This is a genomic window from Actinomycetota bacterium (genome assembly GCA_030019255.1).
In the GTDB taxonomy this organism is placed as follows: domain Bacteria; phylum Actinomycetota; class Geothermincolia; order Geothermincolales; family RBG-13-55-18; genus Solincola_A.
Map to the genome: position 1 here is coordinate 365 of JASEFK010000014.1, position 18,225 is coordinate 18,589.

An 18,225-nucleotide genomic window follows, 5' to 3' on the forward strand; every position below is an offset into this window, starting at 1 on the left:
CGAGGCGTCCAGCTGGGGAAGGAGGGCGTTTATGAAGGCCACCGTGGCCGGGTCGTTGGCGATGCCGGCGATGGCCGCGGTATCCAGGTTGGGGAGCAGGGTCCCCGTGATCCAGGGCTTAAGGTCTGCGATCAGGGTGTTCACCGTATCCGGGGTGATCCCGGAGAGGAGGTCGGCCACCCAGGCCCCGTTGCCGTTGACGATCCCCGCCAGGGCCGAGGCGTCCAGCTGGGGAAGGAGGGCGTTTATGAAGGCCACCGTGGCCGGGTCGTTCATGATCCCGGCGATGACCCCCGTGTCAAGTTCGGAGATGAGGCTTACCGCCCAGGCACCATTTCCGTTTATCACGTCAGCTATGGTGGAGGGCGACAGGGCTCCCACAAAATCGGTCATGAAGGCGGCGTTGTTGTCGAGGATATGTCCCAGCTGGGCACCGTCCAGTTGTCCGATCAGCGCATCCAGCCAGGCGTAATTGTCGGAAACCGCACTGGCCACCATACCCGGGTCCAGGTACCCCAGAAGAGCGCTCACGAAGCCGCCGTTGGCGTTGATGGAGCCGGCGATGGAAGCGGGGTTAAGGTAACCGATCAAGCGGGTGACGAAGGATTGGTTGTTGATGATGGAAGCAATGAAGTCGGGCTCCAGGAGCGCCACGACGTCGTTCATCAGCTGCTCGTTGTTGTTCAGGGCATCGGCTATGACCTCGGGATCCAGGTATCCCAGGAGCTGCACCAGGAAGGGGCCATTGGCGTTGACCGCACCGGCCAGCACCCTGGGGTTCAGCAAAGACATCACCGAGGTCAGGAACCTGCCGTTGGCATTCACCACCATGGCCGCTACCCGGGGGTCTAGCAGGCCCACCAGCTCGATGGCCAGGTTAGGATTCTCGTTGATTGCTCTCGCCAAAACCTCCGCATCCAGTAGCCCCGCCACCTGGGTTATGAAGGTGGCGTTGCTGTTGATGACCTGGGCGATTACCCGGGGGTCAAGGGCACCCACCACCCGGATGGCGAACTCCTGGTTGTTGTTGATCACATAGGCAACGGAAAAGGGATTCAGGTATTGAGCCACTTCAACCAGGAAAGAGTAGTTGTTGTTCACCACATCGGCGATCACCTGGGGGTCGAGGTAGGGGATAACCTGGCTCACGAACTCGCTGTTCTGGTTCACGATCTCCGCCGCCACCTGGGGATCGAGGGAGGCGACCAAGCTGTTTATGAACTCGGGGTTTTCGTTGACCGCGGCGGCCAGTATATCCGCCTGCAGGAGGGGGAGAAGTTCGGCGACCAGGTCGGGGTTCTCATTGATGGCCCTTGCGACTTCCTTGGGGTCAAGGGTGTTGAACATGCCCACCAAGTTATTCCTGGAATTGAATATCTTGCCCATCAGCGGGCCGAAGGGACTTCGTGAGGGTAAAGCCATCAACCCCCCCATTGCCAGCAGGGCGACCAACGCAACGATGACCGCCAAATTGATCACTTTCTGAAGCGTCCTGTTGATGAGCATGTCCCCAACCCCCTTCACTTCACCGTTTCTGGCTCCGCGTCCTCAGGTTTAAGTCATCCCGAACCTCCGGGCACACGACAAAAGGCGAGAAAAGCCCGGTTTCATAAGCGAGAACGCGTGAAAGAACGCATAAATGAGGTGGTATTCAGATCGCAGAAGGAAAGTGTAGGCAGGATGACAACGGCGACTAGCACTTGAAGTGCGCGAAGAACATAAAAGGTTTTCTCCAGGCCCCCCGCCCGGACACACAAAGGAAAAATCGATCAACCCACGCACCCCTTACCTAGCCTCCAGGTCTTTGCCTCCCCGGGGCGTTCAGCCGGAGCCCCAGTTCCCTTACCTCGATCATCCCCCCCTTGTATATGAAAAGCGAATTTGTCACATGTTACCCATTGATAAATATCGGTGCTCTATCTTTCAACATTTAGCAGCCGTATACCTTTCCCAAAAAATATTTACAGAAACGTAACACTCCCGTAACGCTTGCTTGACAACCCCGAGCCCATCCCAAAACATCGGCTCCCCTTAAACGACCCCGCGCCCGTAAACAGATCGAGGCCCGGTTGCCCGGTCAGCCTGCACCTCATCAGCCTGCGGCTCCTCGGAAGTGAAGAGGCCTGCCGCGCGTCCACCAACGGATGCCGTCACATAAAAGAACCCGGGCGCGTTGTGCGCCCGGGTCAATCCTTCACGGGGTCAGGAAGGCGGGCTGATGCTTATGGGCTGGTTTATCTCCGTTATGTTGGTCACGATGCGCACGTCGCCGTACCCGATCTTCTCCTCGATGAGGACATTGCGGATGACCGCTTCGTACTTGATGCGGTAATATGTGTCCTTCTCCACCCATACGTCGACATCCGCGCCGCTGGCCGCGGAGAGCTGCGAGACCGGGACCTTGGAGAAGAGGTTGGGTATCTCCCCGGGAGCCAGCCCGAAATAGAGGTGATAGGCTTCCTTGCCTCCCACCTTCTCCAGCCCCTTGTTCTCCTTGGTGGAGGCGACGGAGGGGAGGTTGGCAAGCCCCCGCACCTGCTCCGTGGCGGACTGCGCCGTGAGGCTCACCGGCTGTTCCTGCCATTCCTTCTGCCCCATGGCCCTGCTGTACTGTTTACCGCCCACCACGATCACCTCGCTGAAGGTATGGCCGAAGATGGAATTCTGGAGGTGAACGTTGTTCCCGCTCACATCGACGGTATAGGTCTGGATCTGCCCGCTGCCGAACTTGGTGTTCTGGTAAAATATGGCTATCTCCATGTGTAGTGATGCGACGTTCTCCTGGGCCTCCGCCGACTTCTCCCAGATCTCCTCCAGGGTCGGCTCACCCTTGCCGCAACCTGGAAAGGCGGCCAGGAAGAAACACAAGGTCGCGGATACCATGGCCACCACCAGCCAGCGACCTCCCCCGCAAGATAGGATGCGCTTCAATCTCATCACCCTTTCTCGTTCTCGTTTTCCGCCCAATTCAAGTTTGCCCTCATGAATATACATACTATATCGACGTCAAACGCCCTCCCTGTGCTCCCTACGAAACCCGCGTCCCGTCGCCCGCGTTCCCCGGTCGAATACGGAAACACGGCGAAACCGCGGGTTCCCTCGTCATGCGTATCGTTCTTCTAATCACCTAGGCAAAAAACCTTGCGCCTCGTGGTTCCTACCAGCAGGCGATCCTCGGTCACGGTAAGCGTCCAGGGAATCACGCCCTCCACGTCAGCCCTCAGGGTAGGCACCCCGGTTTCCCACTCCAGGGCCAGCACCCGGTCGGGTCCGGCCAGGTAGACATCCCGGTTGGTGACCAGGATGTTCGTCCGGCCGGCCTCCATCCCGGAAGCCGCACGCCAGAGCTGGTCGCCCGTCCTCGCGTCCAGGGAGAGCACGACGGAACCCTCCCCCTGCTCTCCCTGCAGGACGACCACCTGGTTGCCCCGCACGGCCGGGTTGGAGAGAACCGTGGGGCCGAGCGCGTAAGACCATAGTCTCTTGCCACTCTGGACATCCGCGCAGTGCAGCTCGACGTCGGTGACCTGGAGGACACGTCCCTCGTCGGCCACCGGGAAGGATACCGGGACACCCTGCAGGCGGGAGGACCAGAGCAGCCGGCCGTCACCGGCATCCAGGGCGAAAAGGGTCCCCTCGTAGGAGGCGCACAGTACCTGGCCTTCGTACAGGCAGGGGGACACCTCGAGGGGGGCGTCGGCTTGGAAACGCCACCTCTCCGAGCCGTCTCCAGCATCCACGCAGTATAAGAAGCCGTCGCGGGAAGCGAAATAGACGTTCTTTCCCGAGTGCAAAGGCGAGGAGGGCACCGACCCTCCGGCCTCCACCTCCCAGCGAAGCCTCCCCTCCCCGTTCACGCAGACCACGCGGCCGTCCGCGGTGGAGACCATCACGCCGCCCTCGAAGAGCGTGGGCATGGAGGTTATCTCGCCTCCGGCGTCGAAGCGCCACAGAGGGCGACCGCTATCCAGGTCCAGGCAGTATAGAAACCCGTTGCGGCAGGCCGCGAAAACCCGGCCCCCCGCCACCGCGCAGGGACCGGAGATCTCCGCCTCCAGCCGGGTGCCCCACAGCTCTCGCGGGTTTCCGCGGGGGGCGCTGGGCAGGTAAGAAGTGTGAGCGGGGCCCGCCCCGGGCATGGCTATGTCCACATCTCCAATGGAGATCACCCCTCCCGAACGCCGGACGTAGAAGGCAGAGGAGACGATCGCCGCGGCCGCCAAAAACAGCAATATCCCAGGCAGCCACCTTCGCCGCAGGACTTCTACCCTCCGACCGAACATCATCGCCTCACCCGCATCGTGCCGCCCACCGTCCCTTTCCCGGTTATCCGTCTCAACCGCTTTATCCTGAGTCAGGGTAATTCGCAAAGGCGGACCCGTTCAGACCCCTTTTTATATCGCGCGCCCAACCCCCGATTTCCTCCGCTTCAGCTCAAGCGACGGTCGTGCGCCCGGCGGACCCGCCCACGCCCTTTTTAGCACAAGCCCGGTGCCGCTTCAAACGCAGCCGTCCCGCATGTTCCCCAACGTGGTTCCGTCGCATCCCGGAGTTCATCATCACATCGCCGTCCATCTTCATACGCTCCTCTTCGGTGAGGAGTCTCCTGCCGGAGACAATGTCGCCGGAGTTCACCATCACATCGCTATCCATCTCCATACTCCTCCGCCGGTGTCCGTCCCCGCGTCACGTATTGACATTATCATTAAACTTATAATATTTATATAACATATATATTTTAGGAGGTAAGATGGAAATCATTTCGGTGGCCCTGGCTCTTCCCAGCGGGGACGTGACCGGACTGGCGGAGATGGTGGATGGACACCCCCTGCTGGAAGCGTGCGGTGTGGCGCGCACCCCCGAAGACCTGGGGAGGTTGCTCCGCCGTTTCCGCCCGGACATACTTCTCATCTCCACCCAGATGCTGCTGGAGCTGGACGAGGAGGGCGCCGGCCTAAGCTACTCGGACCGGTCGGGCTTTATCCCCACCCTCCTGGTCCAGGGGGGAGAACCACCGGGGGGAAACGCGGGGCTTCCCCAACTTTTCCGCGGTCCTTTCGCCTTCTGCGGGATCGTGGATCCGGCGAGAACGGACGTGGAAGGCCTCTACCTGCAAATCAGGGAAAGGGCGGAGCTAATCCGCGGAATGGCGCCGCGGGGGATCACCGGGGAAACAGGGAAACGCCTTCCGGCTCCGGGGCTCGTCATACTGGCCGGCGGTAAAGGTGGGGTGGGAAACACCCTTCTATCCACAACTCTGGCCGCCTGCTACGCGGAACGGGAAAAGCGGGTGCTCCTGGTGGACCTGGACCGTGAACGCTCGCAGCTCTCCATGTTCAAGCCGGACGGAACGGGAAAGAATCTCGTGGACCTCCTGCCCATGGCGGAGGACATCTCCTGGGAGATGGCCCGCGTATCCATGTACCGCCACCCCGCAGGTTTTCACCTCCTCCCTTTCGGGCACCCACGCCGGAAGGCGGGAGAGCGGACCTTCCGCATCCCGGCTTCCTTCTTCCGCAACCTCAACTTCCTCTTCGACACGGTGGTGGTGGACCTCCCCGGCCACCTGGCGGAGGAGCTTCTCCCCTCCCTTCTCCCCTGCCGCGCCCTGGCGGTGGTCACCCTGGCCGACGCCATGTCCGCACGCAGCGCCCGCGTCCTCGCTCGATCCATACGCGGCTTCGGGATGGACCCCCGGGCCTTGCGCCTCATCCTCAACCGCCATGGAGGCAACTCCGCCCTGCAGCCCCACGAGATAGCGCGAGCCGTCGGTATCGAGAGCACTTTCACGGTCCCCGACGATCCCCGCTCCGGGCTGGACTTCGCCGAACTGGGGCGGCTTCCCCGACCCGACTCGCCCCTTGGCAGGGCGGCGGTCCGGCTGACGGCGTTCCTCGACGGGGATAAAGAACCCCTCCCGCCAAAGAACCCAAGACGCCTCCTCCCCGGCCTGGGGAAAAAGAGGGCGCCGGGCTTCCCCTTCCCCGCCGGGAGGTGAACCGATGGACCAAGGCGACATCTATCCCCTGATCAGGGAAAGGGTCCGGGACCGACTCTCTGGATCGGATAAGGTCCTCGATCCCCGGGCCGATGCGGCCCGGAAACGGAGGGACTTGCTCCGCCTGGCCCGGGAGGTCATCTGGGAGGAGGGGTTCGTCCTGGGCTCGGCGGAGATGCAGGAAATCCTGCAAAAGCTGCTCGACGACATACTGGGCCTCGGGCCCCTGGAGAGCCTGATGCGCGACGAGGAGATAACGGAGATCATGGTCAACGGCCCCCACCGCATCTACGTGGAGAGGAACGGGGTCCTCCTGCCCAGCCAGGTGGTCCTGCAGGGGGACGAGGAAGTATACCGCATCATAGACCGCATAATCGGCCCTCTCGGCCTCCACGTAGACGAGGCCTCTCCCTACGTGGACGCACGACTTCCCGACGGCTCGCGGGTCAACGTCATCCTGCCTCCCCTTTCCCTGCTGGGCCCGGTGATCACCATACGCAAGTTCCGCTCCCTGCCCTTCACCCTCCAGGAGCTGGTGGAGGGGGGGACCATCGGGGAGTGGGAAGCCGCCTTCCTGGCCGCCGCGGTGATGGACAGGAAAAACGTGGTGATATCCGGCGGTGCGGGAAGCGGAAAGACGACCCTCCTCAACACCCTGTCCGCCCACATCCATCCCGGGGAACGCATCATAACCCTGGAGGATGCCGCCGAACTGAGGCTGCAACAGCCCCACGTGGTACCCCTGGAAACCCGTCCCCCCAACCTGGAAGGCAAGGGAGAGGTGACCCTCCGCGACCTTCTGCGCAACGCCCTGCGCATGCGCCCGGACCGCATCATCATCGGTGAGGTGAGGGGGCCGGAGGCGCTGGACCTGCTGCAAGCCCTGAACACCGGCCACCGGGGTTCCATGACCACCATCCACGCCAATTCGCCCCTGGACGCCCTCTCCCGCCTGGAGACCATGGCCCTCACCGCCGGGGTGGGCCTTCCGGCCGAGGCGGTGCGCCGGCAGATCGAGCGGGCGGTGGACGTGGTGGTGCACATGGAAAGGAACGCCGAGGGTCTCAGGCGGGTGAGGGAGATAGCGGTCATGGAGAGGGAAGATGGAGGGGGAGGAAGGCTGCGGAGCCTGGAACCGGAAGGTCCAGCGGGGCTGGAGACCCCGGCCAGGTTGCGGTATCTCGCCGACCCCTGCGCCTCCAACCCGGTGCAGCGCAAGCGGGAGGGGGTGAAAGCGGCCGCCACCGGACCGCGTACCTCATGATATTAACTTCGGTTTTACTCCTCGCTTGCAGTGCGCTCCTCTTCCTCACCCACCTGGGCCTGGAGAGGCGGGAGCGCGCATTCTCCTTCCTCGAGGGGGAGGGCCGCGCCCCAACCAAGGAAGTCCCTGTTCGGGAGGGGTTCTGGCGAGTCATGCGCAGGGCCCTCCTGTCGGGCAGGAGGGAACGCCTTCTCGTCCCCGCCGCCTGCGCGGCGATCCTGGTGCTCACTCGGAACCCGCTCCTCTGCTTGCTCCCTCCCCTTCTCCTGCCCCCGCTCCGCCGATTCCTCCGGGAATACCGCGGGAGAAGGGAGGAGTCGAAGAAAGAGGAGCAGGTCCTCGAATTCATCGATTCCCTCAACCAATCGCTCCGCTCCAATCTTTCCCTACAGCAATCCCTGCAGGTTTGCCCGGAGGACGTGGGGCCTGAACTGGGGGCGGAACTGGAAGAGCTGGTCAGGGAGATACATGCCGGAGGCGGCCTGGAAGAGTCCCTGCTCCGCGCGGCGGAGCGCACCACCTCTCCCTCCCTGCGCCTCACCTTGACCGTCCTGGGGCTCCTGCACGGTCGGGGCGGCGACCTTCCGCGGGTGCTGGACAGGATGCGGAACAGGGTTTGCGAGGCACTGGAGGCGCGTCGCGAACTGAGGATGGTGACCTCCCAGAGCAGGGCTTCGGGTTACCTGGTTTCCGCCCTTCCGCTGGCCTTTCTCTCCATCCAGGCGGCCTTGAACCCCTCCTCCCTCAGGCCCATGCTGGCCACGCCGACGGGCAACCTGATGGCGCTGGTGGCCCTGGCCCTCAACGGAGCGGCCTTCCTGGTGATAAGACGGATGACCGAGGGGGCATGAGCCGTGGAGGTGCTCGTTTCTCTGCTGGTTGCTTTTTCTACCTTTTGCGTTCTGCTCTCGCTGGGGGGCGGCCGAAACCGTCGCGAGGCGGCCCTACGGCTGGTGGGAGCCGAGGACAGCGACCGGCGCTGGACGAGTTATGGTATTTCCTGCCATACCATATTCTGGAACTTGGTCGACCGGCTGGGAAAACCCCTTCCCCGTCCGGTCGGGAGCGATGAGGAGGTCCTCGTCCGGGAGGCGGGGCTGAACTGGACCGCCCGCCGGTACCTAGGAGTGCGGAGGCTATGCGGGCTGGCTCTATGTCTGGCGCTCCTTCCCCTGGGACTACCGGCGGCGCCCGTCCTGCCCCTGGCCTACGTCGCCGGCAACCGGGTGCCGCCCCTCTGGCTCAAGCGCAGGAGGCGCCGCGCCCTGGAGGCCCTGGGCGCGGACCTCCCGGAGGTGGTCGATCTGGTCGCCGTGCTGTGCTACGCGGGAGAGAGCCTGCAGCGGTCCCTCCAGCATTCTCTTTCCGCAGCCCATCACCCGTTGACCCGGCGTGAACTGGAGGGAGTGGCGGAGGGCCTGCGGCTGGGCGAGGGGTTGGTCGAGGCCCTGGGGCGCGTCGCCGACCATCCCTGCCGCGAGTTGCGGCGCTTCGCCCGCACCCTCATGCGGGCCGAGGAGAGCGGGGCTCCGGTCTCGGAGATCCTCTCCCAGCTGGCCACCGAGATGCGTTCCGCCCGGAGGGAGAGGAACCGGGTCCGCGCGGCACGGGTATCGGTCATGGTCCTCTTTCCCCTGGTCTTCATGATCCTTCCCAGCTTCCTCCTCCTGACCGTGGGAAGCATGATCATCGGCCGCTCGCTTTGAAAGGCGGAAGGGAGGTGATGCCGGGGCCGGGGTGCCCTTGAACACGCGCATATGCCGCCGCGGAAGGACGGGCGGGATCGGCGTTCCTTGAAGCGAAGGCGCTTGACCGGGAAGGCCGGCGCTCACGATGGAAGGAGGTGATGCCAGGTCCGAGTATGACAGCGATGCCCGAGCAGTTCTTTTCAAGGTGACGGGAGGTGAAGACATTGCGTCATCCACTGGAAATTTTGGTTGACGAGTCTGCCCAGGCCACCGCGGAATACGCCCTGGTCATCCTTGGTGCTGCGGCCATCGCCGGGGCACTCATTGCCTGGGCCGGCGGAACGGACGTCATCAAGAGCTTTTTTAACAAGATCTTCCACCAGCTGATGAGCGGCCTGGGCTGAAGGCGCCGCTTTATGCCACGTTAAACGAATTCGGAAGCAAGATCCAGGCACGAGGAGTCGGGAAATGGGAACGGGGCCGGTGAAGGCGTTCCTTCTCTGGGTTCTGGCGCTCTCCGCCGCCTATTTCGACTTCCGCTGGAGGAAGGTGCCCAACCGCCTCATACTGGCGGGTTTGATCTGTGGAGCGGCCGCCGCCGCTTGGGGAGGGCGCTCGGACCTCCTCCGAGGCGGAGCGGGTTTCCTCCTGGGCACGGCCCTGCTGCTCCCCTTCTTCCTGCTGGGAGGCGTAGGGGGCGGAGACGTCAAATCGCTGGCGATCATCGGGCTTTTCACCGGCCCCTCCCTTCTCCTCACCTCCTTTTTCTGGGGAGCCTGCGCCGGGGGCGGCATCGCCCTGCTTTCCCTCCTGGCGAGGCGCGCTGCACCCCTCGTGAACCGCGCGCCGCGAGCCCGGGAGGCGGTCTTCCAAACCCTTCCTTACGCTGGCATCCTCTTCCTCGCCGCCGCCCTTTTCCTTACCCGCGCCGTTATGTGAAAGGAGCGAGATAGCCATGCATGAGGAAGACCTTCCGGAGATTGAAGGCAAGTATGTGAGCCGACGCCGGGCTTGTGGTCCTCGCCGTCATGTGAGGGGTGCGGGATAGGCACGCGTCAGGAAGTTCTTTTCCGCGATTCGAGGAACCCGTCCAGTCAATACCCTCCAGTCAATACCCTAGTCTACCCGCGCCGCCATGCGAAGAGGGTGCTCCGCCGAGATACGCAGGGGGGGCATCCCGCGGCCGGGCGTGACGGTCATACCCCGGGGCTATAATTAACCCATGCCCGGCTGGAAGGAAGACGCGGCGGACGAGGAACGGTTCGTGGACGTCATCATCGACGCCCCGGCGCGCCAACTCGACCGTTCCTTCACCTACCGGGTCCCGCCTCAACTCGTCTCCCGGGTGGAAACGGGAAGCCTGGTCCTGGTGCCCCTGCAGAACCGGCTCCACGTGGGATACGTGGTGGGTTTCTGCGTCCGCCCGGAGCTCCCCTCCATCCGGGACGTGCAGGCCGTCGTGGACGAGCCGCCGGCCTTCGACGCCACCATGCTCGAGCTCTGCTCCTGGATCTCGGAGCGGTACTTGTGCACCCTATCCCAGGCGCTGCGCCTGGTGGTTCCCCCTGGCCGGGCACGCAGGGTGGTGGAACTGGTGGAACTCGCAGTGGACCCCCGGGAAGCGCTGAATGCCGTCCCGGAACGCTCCGGGCGCAAGAGGGAGATCCTCCTGGCCCTTTCCCGGGCCGGAGGCCCGGTGTCCCTTCCCGAGCTCCGCGAGGCGCTGGGCGGCAGGCTCTCCTCCGCTCTTTTAAGGGAACTCGAGAATGGAGGAATCATCAACCGCAGGTACGCCCTTCCCCGGCCGAAGGCCTCCCGGGTGCGGATAAGGATGGCGGCACTCACCCCTGAAGGCGCCCGGATCTTGGGAGAGGGAGGGGAAGGTCTACTGACCGCCGCCAGGCGCCGCCTCCTCCAGACCCTGCTCGAACACGGGGGGAGAATGAACGCCACCCACCTGCAGAGGGTCAGCCGGACCTCCTCTGCGGTGCTGCGCGGCTGCGCGGAAGCGGGCTGGATACGCTTCGATTTCGAGGAGCGCCTGCGCGACCCCTTTGCGGAACGCTCCTTTCCCGCCGCCGAGAAGCACGTCCTCGACCCCCACCAGGAGGAGGCGCTGCGACATATAACGGCTGCCCTGGACAGGGGTGGCGGCGTCTTTCTCCTGGAGGGGGTGACCGGAAGCGGGAAGACCGAGGTTTACCTTCACGCCATAGAGCACGCCCTCCGGAGGGGGAAGACCGCCCTGGTCCTGGTCCCGGAGATAGCCCTCACCCCGCAGATGGTGCAGCGCTTCAAGGGGCGCCTGGGAGAAGAGGTGGCCGTGCTCCACTCCCGCCTGGGATTGGGGGAGCGGTACGACCAGTGGAGGGGCATCCGGGAGGGAAAATACCGGGTGGTCATCGGAGCCCGCTCCGCCCTCTTCGCCCCCCTGCGCGACCTGGGCCTCATCGTCATCGACGAGGAGCACGAGACCACCTACAAGGAGAGCTCCCCGCCCCGCTACCATGCCCGGGAGGTGGCCAGGAAAAGGGCGGAGCTCAGCGGCGCCGTGCTGGTGCTGGGAAGCGCCACCCCCAGCCTGGAGAGCCATCACGCCTCCCGGACCGGGGAGTACATCCCGCTCGTCCTGCCCTCCCGCGTGGACGGAAGGCCCCTCCCCGGGATGGAACTGGTGGACATGCGCGAGCTCAACGCGGGAGGCGAAAGGACCATCCTCTCCCCCAGGCTGCTCAACGCGCTCGCCCAGCTGCACAGAAGCGGCGAGCAGGCCATTCTCTTTCTCAACCGGCGCGGCTTCGCCAGGTTCCTGCAGTGCCACGGCTGCGGGTACATATTCCGCTGCCGCGACTGCTCGGTCAGCCTCTGCTACCACGCCCGGGGTTCCCACCTGCTCTGCCACCACTGCAACTGGGCTCTCCGCCCCCCCTTCGTCTGCCCCCAATGCGGGAATGAGGTCCATCGCTACGCCGGAGTGGGGACGGAAAGGGTGGAGGAGGAACTGCGGAGGCTGCTTCCCGTCCTGAAGTGCCTGCGCATGGACGCGGACACCACCGCCCGCAAGAACTCTCACTGGGAAATTCTGGAATCCTTCCACCGGGGCGAGGCCCAGGTGCTCCTGGGCACCCAGATGATCGCCAAGGGCCTGGACATCCCCAGCGTGACCCTGGTGGGGGTCATTAACGCCGACACCTCCCTGGCCTTCCCCGACTTCCGGGCCGGCGAGAGGACCTACCAGCTCCTCATCCAGGTAAGCGGCAGGGCAGGAAGGGGGAGGCTCCCCGGCAGGGTCATCGTCCAGAGCTACTGCCCGGAACATTACGCCATACAGGCCGCGCTGCGCGGTGACCCGGAGAGCTTCTATAACCGGGAGCTCGAATTCAGGCGCGAGGCCGTCTATCCGCCCTTCTGCCGGCTGGTGAACCTGGTGGTGAGCGCCCCGGTGGAAGAGCATGCCCGCGCCGCGGTTGAGGCCCTGGCTGCGGATCTCCGCTCGAGGACGGCGGACGGACCGGGCGTGGTGCTGGGACCCGCTCCCGCTCCCCTCTCCAGGCTCAAGGGGAGGTACCGCTTTCATCTCACCCTGAAAATCCTCGTACCCGGGGAGCTGGAGGAGAAGCTGCGAGCGAGCGTGCAATCCTTCGACCGCTGGCGTTCCTCGTTTTGCCGGAGGGAAAGTATTCCCTTGGAAGACCTTTCCCTGGCCGTGGACGTGGATCCGGTCACCCTTCTTTGAAGGCCGGCGGTCTTCGGAAAGTCGAGTGCGATCATCAGCCCATGCCGGCCCTGCAAGCGATCGCCTTCCGGCTCATCCCCGCGCGCCGCTCATCCATCCGGAGGCCCAGGTGCACCGGAAAGCACGCCACCTCCACCTCTTATGCTTTCCCCAACGATGACCTGCCAACCCAAAAAGTGTTAAGATTACCGCGACCCGTGTTCGGGAAGGTCGAGAGGAAGTCATGTATCCTTTACTGCAACCGCTTTATCGAAGGGTCCTCTGCGCGCCGTCCTACGTGGAATGGCTGGCGGGCATTCCGGTATGGCTGCGCACCTTCCTCATCTCCATGGTCCCCTTCATAGAGCTGCGCGGCTCCATCCCCGCGGCCAGCGCCTGGAAGGCCGACCTGTGGAGCACCTTCTTCTGGGCCATCCTAGGCAATATGGTGCCCATACCTTTCATCCTCCTCCTGCTGGGGCCGGTCTCCGACTGGCTCCGCCGCCATTCCCGTCCCATGGACCGCTTCTTCACCTGGCTGTTCTCCCGCACCCGGCGCAAGCACAGCCGCTCCTTCGAGCGCTGGCGCGACCTGGCCCTCTGTTTCTTCGTGGCCATCCCCCTCCCGGGCACCGGGGCCTGGTCCGGGGCTTTGGCGGCCTTCGTCTTCGGGGTTCCCTTCCGGCGCGCCATGGTAGCCATCACCTGCGGGGTGCTCATCGCCGGGGTGGTGGTCACCCTGGTCGTCTACTTCGTATCCTCCGTTCCCCTCTGGGTCACCCTCGTCTCCGCCGCGGCCATGGCCGTCCTCTTCGCCTTCCTGTGGCTCGCCATGCGGCGGGAGAAGGAAGATGCCCCGGCGGAGTAAGGTTAGAAAACCGCCGGAGCTGGGTAAGTAAAGTTATGGGAGCTTGCGTCGCTTTCCCGTATGCAGGTTTATAGGAGGAGGGATGTGCCATGGCCGAGCGCAAGATGAGCCGAAGCGAGGCGGGCCGGAAAGGGGGACAGACCACGCTGAAGAAGTACGGCAAGGAGTTCTACCAGCGGATCGGCCAGAAAGGGGGCCGCAAGGGGGGCCAGACCACCAAGGAAAGGTACGGCACCAAATTCTTCCAGGAAATAGGCCGTAAGGGCGGTTTAAAGTAGTCGCCGCCATCCCCCGGCCCGGCCAGGCCGCCATTCCTGATGCGCAGCCCCTGATATAATCGAGACGACCCCGCGCCCTCGGCCCCACCGGCCGAATGGGAAGCGTGTTGTTCGCCCGAGAGGAGGTTGCCTTGCTCAGCAGCGTCGATGTACATAATCACCTGCAGAACGCCAACATCCCCCACGAGCTCAGGCGTATTCCGGAACCCGCCCGCACCGCGCAGAGGGCGGCGGTGGTCCTGGGGCTGCAACCCCACCAGATAATCAAGTCCGTCCTCTTCCACGCCGACGGCCGTCCCATCATGGTTATGATCCCCGGGGACCGCACGGTGGACTACGGCAAGCTGAAGAGGGAGCTGAGGGTCTCCCGGCTCCGCATGCTCAGCGCCGACGAGGTGCGCCAGCTTACCGGGTATCTCATCGGCTGCACGCCTCCGGTGGCTCTGAAGACGGAAATGCCCAGGTACATAGACCTCCAGGCCCTGCGCGAGGACGTCGTCTACACCGGGGGTGGAGAGCCGGAGATGATCCTCAAGATAAGGTCCTACGACCTGGTTCGCGCCACGGATGCCGAGATCGTCGACGTGGTGCGCTGACCGCCGGAGGGTTTCCCCTTGCCCATGCCGGAATTCCTCTTCGCGGTTCTCCTGGGTTTTGCCTCCGGTTTCACCAGCGGGGCCTTCGGCATTGGGGGTGGAGTGATAACCACCCCAGCCATCCGCCTGCTTCTCATGCGCTCCTCGGACATCGCCCTGGGAACCCCGCTTCCCATCATCCTCCCCTCCGCCGTGGTGGGAGGGTTCAATTATTGGAGGGCCGGGAAGATAATCCCGCGCGTGGTGCTCTATTGCTCCCTGTTCGGCTGCCTGGGGACGCTCATTGGCTCCTCCGTCACCTCTCTCCTGGACACCAGGTACATCATGATCATCACCTCCTTGCTCCTCCTCTACCTGGCCTACCGGACCTACGCCTCGGCCGGAGGAGAGAGCCCCTACGGCGAAAGGACGGAGGGGCGTCCCGGCGGGCATCCGGTATCCCTCCTGGCCCTAATCGGTTTCCTGGCCGGATTCTTCTCCGGTTTCCTGGGACTGGGGGGAGGCGTGATCCTGGTGCCCGGCTTCTACTTCCTGCTCCACATGGACCTCAAGGAATGCCTGGGCAACTCCCTGGTGGTCATAGCCTTCCTGGCCCTTCCCGGAAGCGCGGTCCATTCCCTGCTGGGACACGTGGAGTGGCCGGTGGCCCTGGCCATGATCCTGGGGGTTATGCCCGGGTCCTACGTGGGGTCCTTCTTCACCCTCCGGGCCCGGAGCCGCCGCGTGCAGGTGCTCTTCGCCTTACTGCTCCTGGCCATCGGTATAATATTTCTGTTCAGGGAGATAAGGGGCCTGCTTTGAGCGGCCGCCCGGAAGAAGAGGGACATGGCTATCCTGCAGGAGAAGACGGAGAACCTGGCCGGCGAAGGCGAGGTCTACGCGGCTCCGCCCGCCGACTTCAAGGCCTTTTGGCCGGAGATACGGAGCGGTTATATTTTCCGCAACCGTCGCGACTTCCTGGCCTTCATGCGGGAAAACCACGGGCGCATCTACTGCCTGCCCCGGCGCGACGTTCCCCTCCCTCCCTTCGTCCTGGTGGGTGATTGGAGGAGCCACTCCGATACCCGGGCCCTATGGCAAGTGAAGGCCGAGCCCCGGGACAGGGAAGCACTTATCCGGGGGGCCTCGAAGGCCTGCCTCGCGGAGGGAGCGGAGCGCCTGGTTACCCGCCCCCTCTCCGACCTGGAGGCCAGGGAATACGCCTCCTGGGGATTCCAGCCCTACTGCCGGGTGGTGCTGCTGGAAAAGGCCCTACGCGGGGAACCGCTCCCCCGGGAAACCGAGGGCATCAGGATCAGCCATTTCCGGGGCAGGGACCTGGAAGAGGTCCTGAAGACGGATGCAGCGGCATTCGAGGACTTCTGGAGGCTGGACCGCCAGACCCTGGTAAGGATATCGGGGTCCTGCCTGCGGAACGTCTTCCTGGTGGCCAGGCATGGCAGCCGGATATACGGGTATGTTATCGGGGGAGCCAACGGTAGGCTGGGATACCTACAGCGACTGGGAGTGCACCCTGAGTTTCAGGGTCGGGGCTTGGGAGAATCACTGGCCGGCCGCCTGCTGCACGTCCTACAGATCATGGGGGCCGCCCTGGTATCGGTGAATACCCAGGAGGATAACCTGCCCGCCCTGTCCCTCTACCACAAGCTCGGCTTCCGGGAAACGGGGGAAAAGAGGTTCATCCTCCAGCTCACCTCCCGGGAGTTGCCGGGGAGCGGAAGATGAAACGGCGGCCCAGGGCGCTCATCCTCACGGCACTGACGGTCCTTTTATGCGGCTCGTTTCTGAACCCCTCGCTTCACCCGGCATCGCCGCCAAAGGCCGTGGCCCAGGAGATATCGGCAACGGTGCTGTCCAGCCCGGGCTCTTTCTATTACCTGCCCGGCGAGACGCTTTTCCTCCAGGTGGACCTCCAGATACCGGCAGACATGCTGCCGGGAGAGTTCACCCTGCAGCTGCTCCTCTACTCACCGGCCATCACCAGGTCCTACCTGGACTCTTTCCGGAGAGGAGCGGAACTTTATCCCCTTTTCACCCGGAGGCTTACCAGCTTCGCTCCAGGGGAAGGCCGGAACACCATGTCCTTCGCGCTGGAACCCTCCGCCCTGGGACTGGCGCCCGGCATTTACCCCTACGAGATGAGGTTGGTGCGGGAAGGGGAAGTGGTAGGAAAGGATCGCAACTTCATGGTGATCATGAAACCGGAGACCGGTTACCCTCTCAACCTTTCCCTTCTCTGGACCCTGGATTTCCTGCCCACTACCGACGCCAGCGGGAATCCACTGGACGGAGGACTGGCGGCGGCCTGTTCCTCCACCGAGCCCGGTTTCTTCTACTCTTTGCTCGAGACCCTCAGTGAAAGGCCGGCCATGGCCAGCAGCTTGGTTCTTCCGTTGTTCGTCTACCAGGAACTGGTAAACCTTTCCCGTGGACCAGCTGAAGGTGACGCCGGGGTGGGAAAGGGAGCCCAGGAGATACTGGCCAGGCTCTCCAGGCTGGTCGCGGAAGGCCGGGTGGACCTGCTCAACACCAGTTATTCTTTCTCCAACCTGGAGCTCTTCGAGGCCCCGGGCTGGGAGGAAGAGGTGGATGACCAGGTGAGGATGGGTATCCAGGGTATCGGCCTCCCTAACGCCAAGAGCACCGGTTTCGTCAACCCCTCCTTCCGCCTCACCGACTCCTGCATGCAAAGAATGGTGGAGGGAGGCATGGACTACACCGTTATCTCGCAGGAGGTCCTCAAGTACAGCGCTGCGGGGAGGAATCTCCTCCGGGGGACCACCATCTCCCAGCCGGTACGGCTGGTAAATTCCAAGGGTAGCCTCATCAAGGGCTTCGTGCTTGACGAATCCATCTACTCCTACCTGGAGGAGTCGGCGGCGGGAGACCCCCGCCACCTGGTCCAGAACCTCATCGCGGAACTGGCCGTCCTGCAGAGGGAGAAGCCCTATGCTATAAGGTCATGCGTCCTGGCCTTCCCTCCCGGCTTCCTGCCCGGCCGGGAATTCCTGGAGGCCTTCTACGACGCCCTGCAGAGCTGCCCCTGGGTTCAGGTACGCCGCCTGGAGGATTTAAACCGCGACCAGTTCCCCCTGGAAGGGGTGGCCGTCCAGGTGCCTGAATCCGCGGAGGAGGCATCCGATTATCCCTCGAGGCTGGCTCCGCTGCGGGACCAGGCGCTCTCCTTCTCCGCAGCCGTGGTGCCCGCCGACCATCCCCTTCCCGGAGAGCTCTCCAGGCTGGTTCTTTTGGGGATGAACCACCGCTTCTCGGACGATACCGACCAGAACGCCACCCGCAACTTCCTCAACAGCCTGCGGGAATACCTGGCCGGGTGGACTTCCAGGATAAGCATCGGCCGCAAGCGCTCCGTCACCCTCTCCGGGACCACGGGCAACCTGAGCGTGGACATACTTAGTGAGCTGGATTTCCCCATCCGCGCCACCCTGAGGATGGAGAACCCCAACCTCGCTTTTCCCGAGGGCAACACGCTGCAGGTCCAGGTGGAACCCAGGGAAAACCGCTTCGTCCTCCCCATCAGCGCCCACCGCCGTGGGTCCTTCCTGGTGGACATAGAACTGGAGACCAACGGGCTGGTGCTGGACCGCACGACCATCACCGTCAACACCTCCATCATCAATACCCTGGCGGTCGTCCTCCTGGTCTGCCTCCTGGGCATGGTGGGCCTGGGCATGCTCCTGCGCCGGATATGGCGCAACATCCGGGGGGGCAAGCACGCGCGCCGGGAAAACAAGAGTTGAGGCGGCAAGAAGCATGGGGGCGCAGGGGCCGGGATAATAAACGGGGGTCGAGGGCGG

General features: G+C 63.9%; 17 protein-coding genes. 13 read left to right on the plus strand and 4 right to left on the minus strand.

The window, feature by feature from the left end:
* The 4 genes from QME84_10710 to QME84_10725 form a co-directional block, all read right to left on the minus strand.
* The coding region (locus QME84_10710; protein ID MDI6874735.1) for a hypothetical protein at positions 1 to 1,506 on the minus strand (1,506 nt) is incomplete at its 3' end.
* Between the two features lie 696 nt (positions 1,507 to 2,202).
* Positions 2,203 to 2,937 carry a hypothetical protein gene (locus QME84_10715; protein ID MDI6874736.1) on the minus strand — a complete coding sequence of 245 codons (735 nt, stop codon included), beginning with the start codon at positions 2,935 to 2,937 and terminating at the stop codon, positions 2,203 to 2,205.
* Positions 2,938 to 3,119: 182 nt separating this feature from the next.
* On the minus strand, positions 3,120 to 4,232 hold the full coding sequence (locus QME84_10720) for a PQQ-binding-like beta-propeller repeat protein (protein MDI6874737.1): 1,113 nt from the start codon (positions 4,230 to 4,232) through the stop codon (positions 3,120 to 3,122).
* A 202-nt stretch (positions 4,233 to 4,434) separates the two neighbouring features.
* Positions 4,435 to 4,653 carry a hypothetical protein gene (locus tag QME84_10725; GenBank protein ID MDI6874738.1) on the minus strand — a complete coding sequence of 73 codons (219 nt, stop codon included), beginning with the start codon at positions 4,651 to 4,653 and terminating at the stop codon, positions 4,435 to 4,437.
* Positions 4,654 to 4,750: 97 nt separating this feature from the next.
* On the opposite strand from QME84_10725, the gene QME84_10730 reads away from it, so the two are divergent.
* The 13 genes from QME84_10730 to QME84_10790 all read left to right on the plus strand — a co-directional run bounded on the left by QME84_10730 (position 4,751) and on the right by QME84_10790 (position 18,168).
* Complete coding sequence (locus tag QME84_10730) at positions 4,751 to 5,998, plus strand: AAA family ATPase (GenBank protein ID MDI6874739.1); 1,248 nt, start codon at positions 4,751 to 4,753, stop codon at positions 5,996 to 5,998.
* Positions 5,999 to 6,002: 4 nt separating this feature from the next.
* A complete protein-coding gene (locus QME84_10735; GenBank protein MDI6874740.1) occupies positions 6,003 to 7,262 on the plus strand; it encodes a CpaF family protein in 1,260 nt (419 codons plus the stop codon).
* 152 nt (positions 7,263 to 7,414) lie between these two features.
* Positions 7,415 to 8,113, plus strand: coding sequence for a type II secretion system F family protein (locus tag QME84_10740; GenBank protein MDI6874741.1), 699 nt, complete (start codon positions 7,415 to 7,417; stop codon positions 8,111 to 8,113).
* Between the two features lie 3 nt (positions 8,114 to 8,116).
* Positions 8,117 to 8,968: a type II secretion system F family protein gene (locus QME84_10745; protein MDI6874742.1), complete on the plus strand. Its 852-nt coding sequence runs from the start codon at positions 8,117 to 8,119 to the stop codon at positions 8,966 to 8,968.
* 206 nt (positions 8,969 to 9,174) lie between these two features.
* The gene (locus QME84_10750; protein ID MDI6874743.1) at positions 9,175 to 9,354 is read left to right on the plus strand and encodes a DUF4244 domain-containing protein; all 180 of its coding nucleotides are present in this window, start codon (positions 9,175 to 9,177) and stop codon (positions 9,352 to 9,354) included.
* A gap of 64 nt (positions 9,355 to 9,418) precedes the next feature.
* Entirely contained in the window at positions 9,419 to 9,889 is a 471-nt protein-coding gene (locus QME84_10755; GenBank protein MDI6874744.1) for an A24 family peptidase, read from the plus strand.
* A 283-nt stretch (positions 9,890 to 10,172) separates the two neighbouring features.
* Positions 10,173 to 12,686, plus strand: coding sequence for a primosomal protein N' (priA, locus tag QME84_10760; protein MDI6874745.1), 2,514 nt, complete (start codon positions 10,173 to 10,175; stop codon positions 12,684 to 12,686).
* 223 nt (positions 12,687 to 12,909) lie between these two features.
* Positions 12,910 to 13,533: a small multi-drug export protein gene (locus tag QME84_10765; GenBank protein MDI6874746.1), complete on the plus strand. Its 624-nt coding sequence runs from the start codon at positions 12,910 to 12,912 to the stop codon at positions 13,531 to 13,533.
* 89 nt (positions 13,534 to 13,622) lie between these two features.
* Positions 13,623 to 13,811 carry a hypothetical protein gene (locus QME84_10770; GenBank protein MDI6874747.1) on the plus strand — a complete coding sequence of 63 codons (189 nt, stop codon included), beginning with the start codon at positions 13,623 to 13,625 and terminating at the stop codon, positions 13,809 to 13,811.
* 131 nt (positions 13,812 to 13,942) lie between these two features.
* The gene (locus QME84_10775; protein MDI6874748.1) at positions 13,943 to 14,407 is read left to right on the plus strand and encodes a YbaK/EbsC family protein; all 465 of its coding nucleotides are present in this window, start codon (positions 13,943 to 13,945) and stop codon (positions 14,405 to 14,407) included.
* Positions 14,408 to 14,431: 24 nt separating this feature from the next.
* A complete protein-coding gene (locus QME84_10780) occupies positions 14,432 to 15,208 on the plus strand; it encodes a sulfite exporter TauE/SafE family protein (protein MDI6874749.1) in 777 nt (258 codons plus the stop codon).
* A gap of 24 nt (positions 15,209 to 15,232) precedes the next feature.
* On the plus strand, positions 15,233 to 16,132 hold the full coding sequence (locus tag QME84_10785; protein MDI6874750.1) for a GNAT family N-acetyltransferase: 900 nt from the start codon (positions 15,233 to 15,235) through the stop codon (positions 16,130 to 16,132).
* 98 nt (positions 16,133 to 16,230) lie between these two features.
* The gene (locus QME84_10790) at positions 16,231 to 18,168 is read left to right on the plus strand and encodes a DUF6049 family protein (GenBank protein MDI6874751.1); all 1,938 of its coding nucleotides are present in this window, start codon (positions 16,231 to 16,233) and stop codon (positions 18,166 to 18,168) included.
* The last annotated feature ends 57 nt before the right edge of the window (positions 18,169 to 18,225 follow it).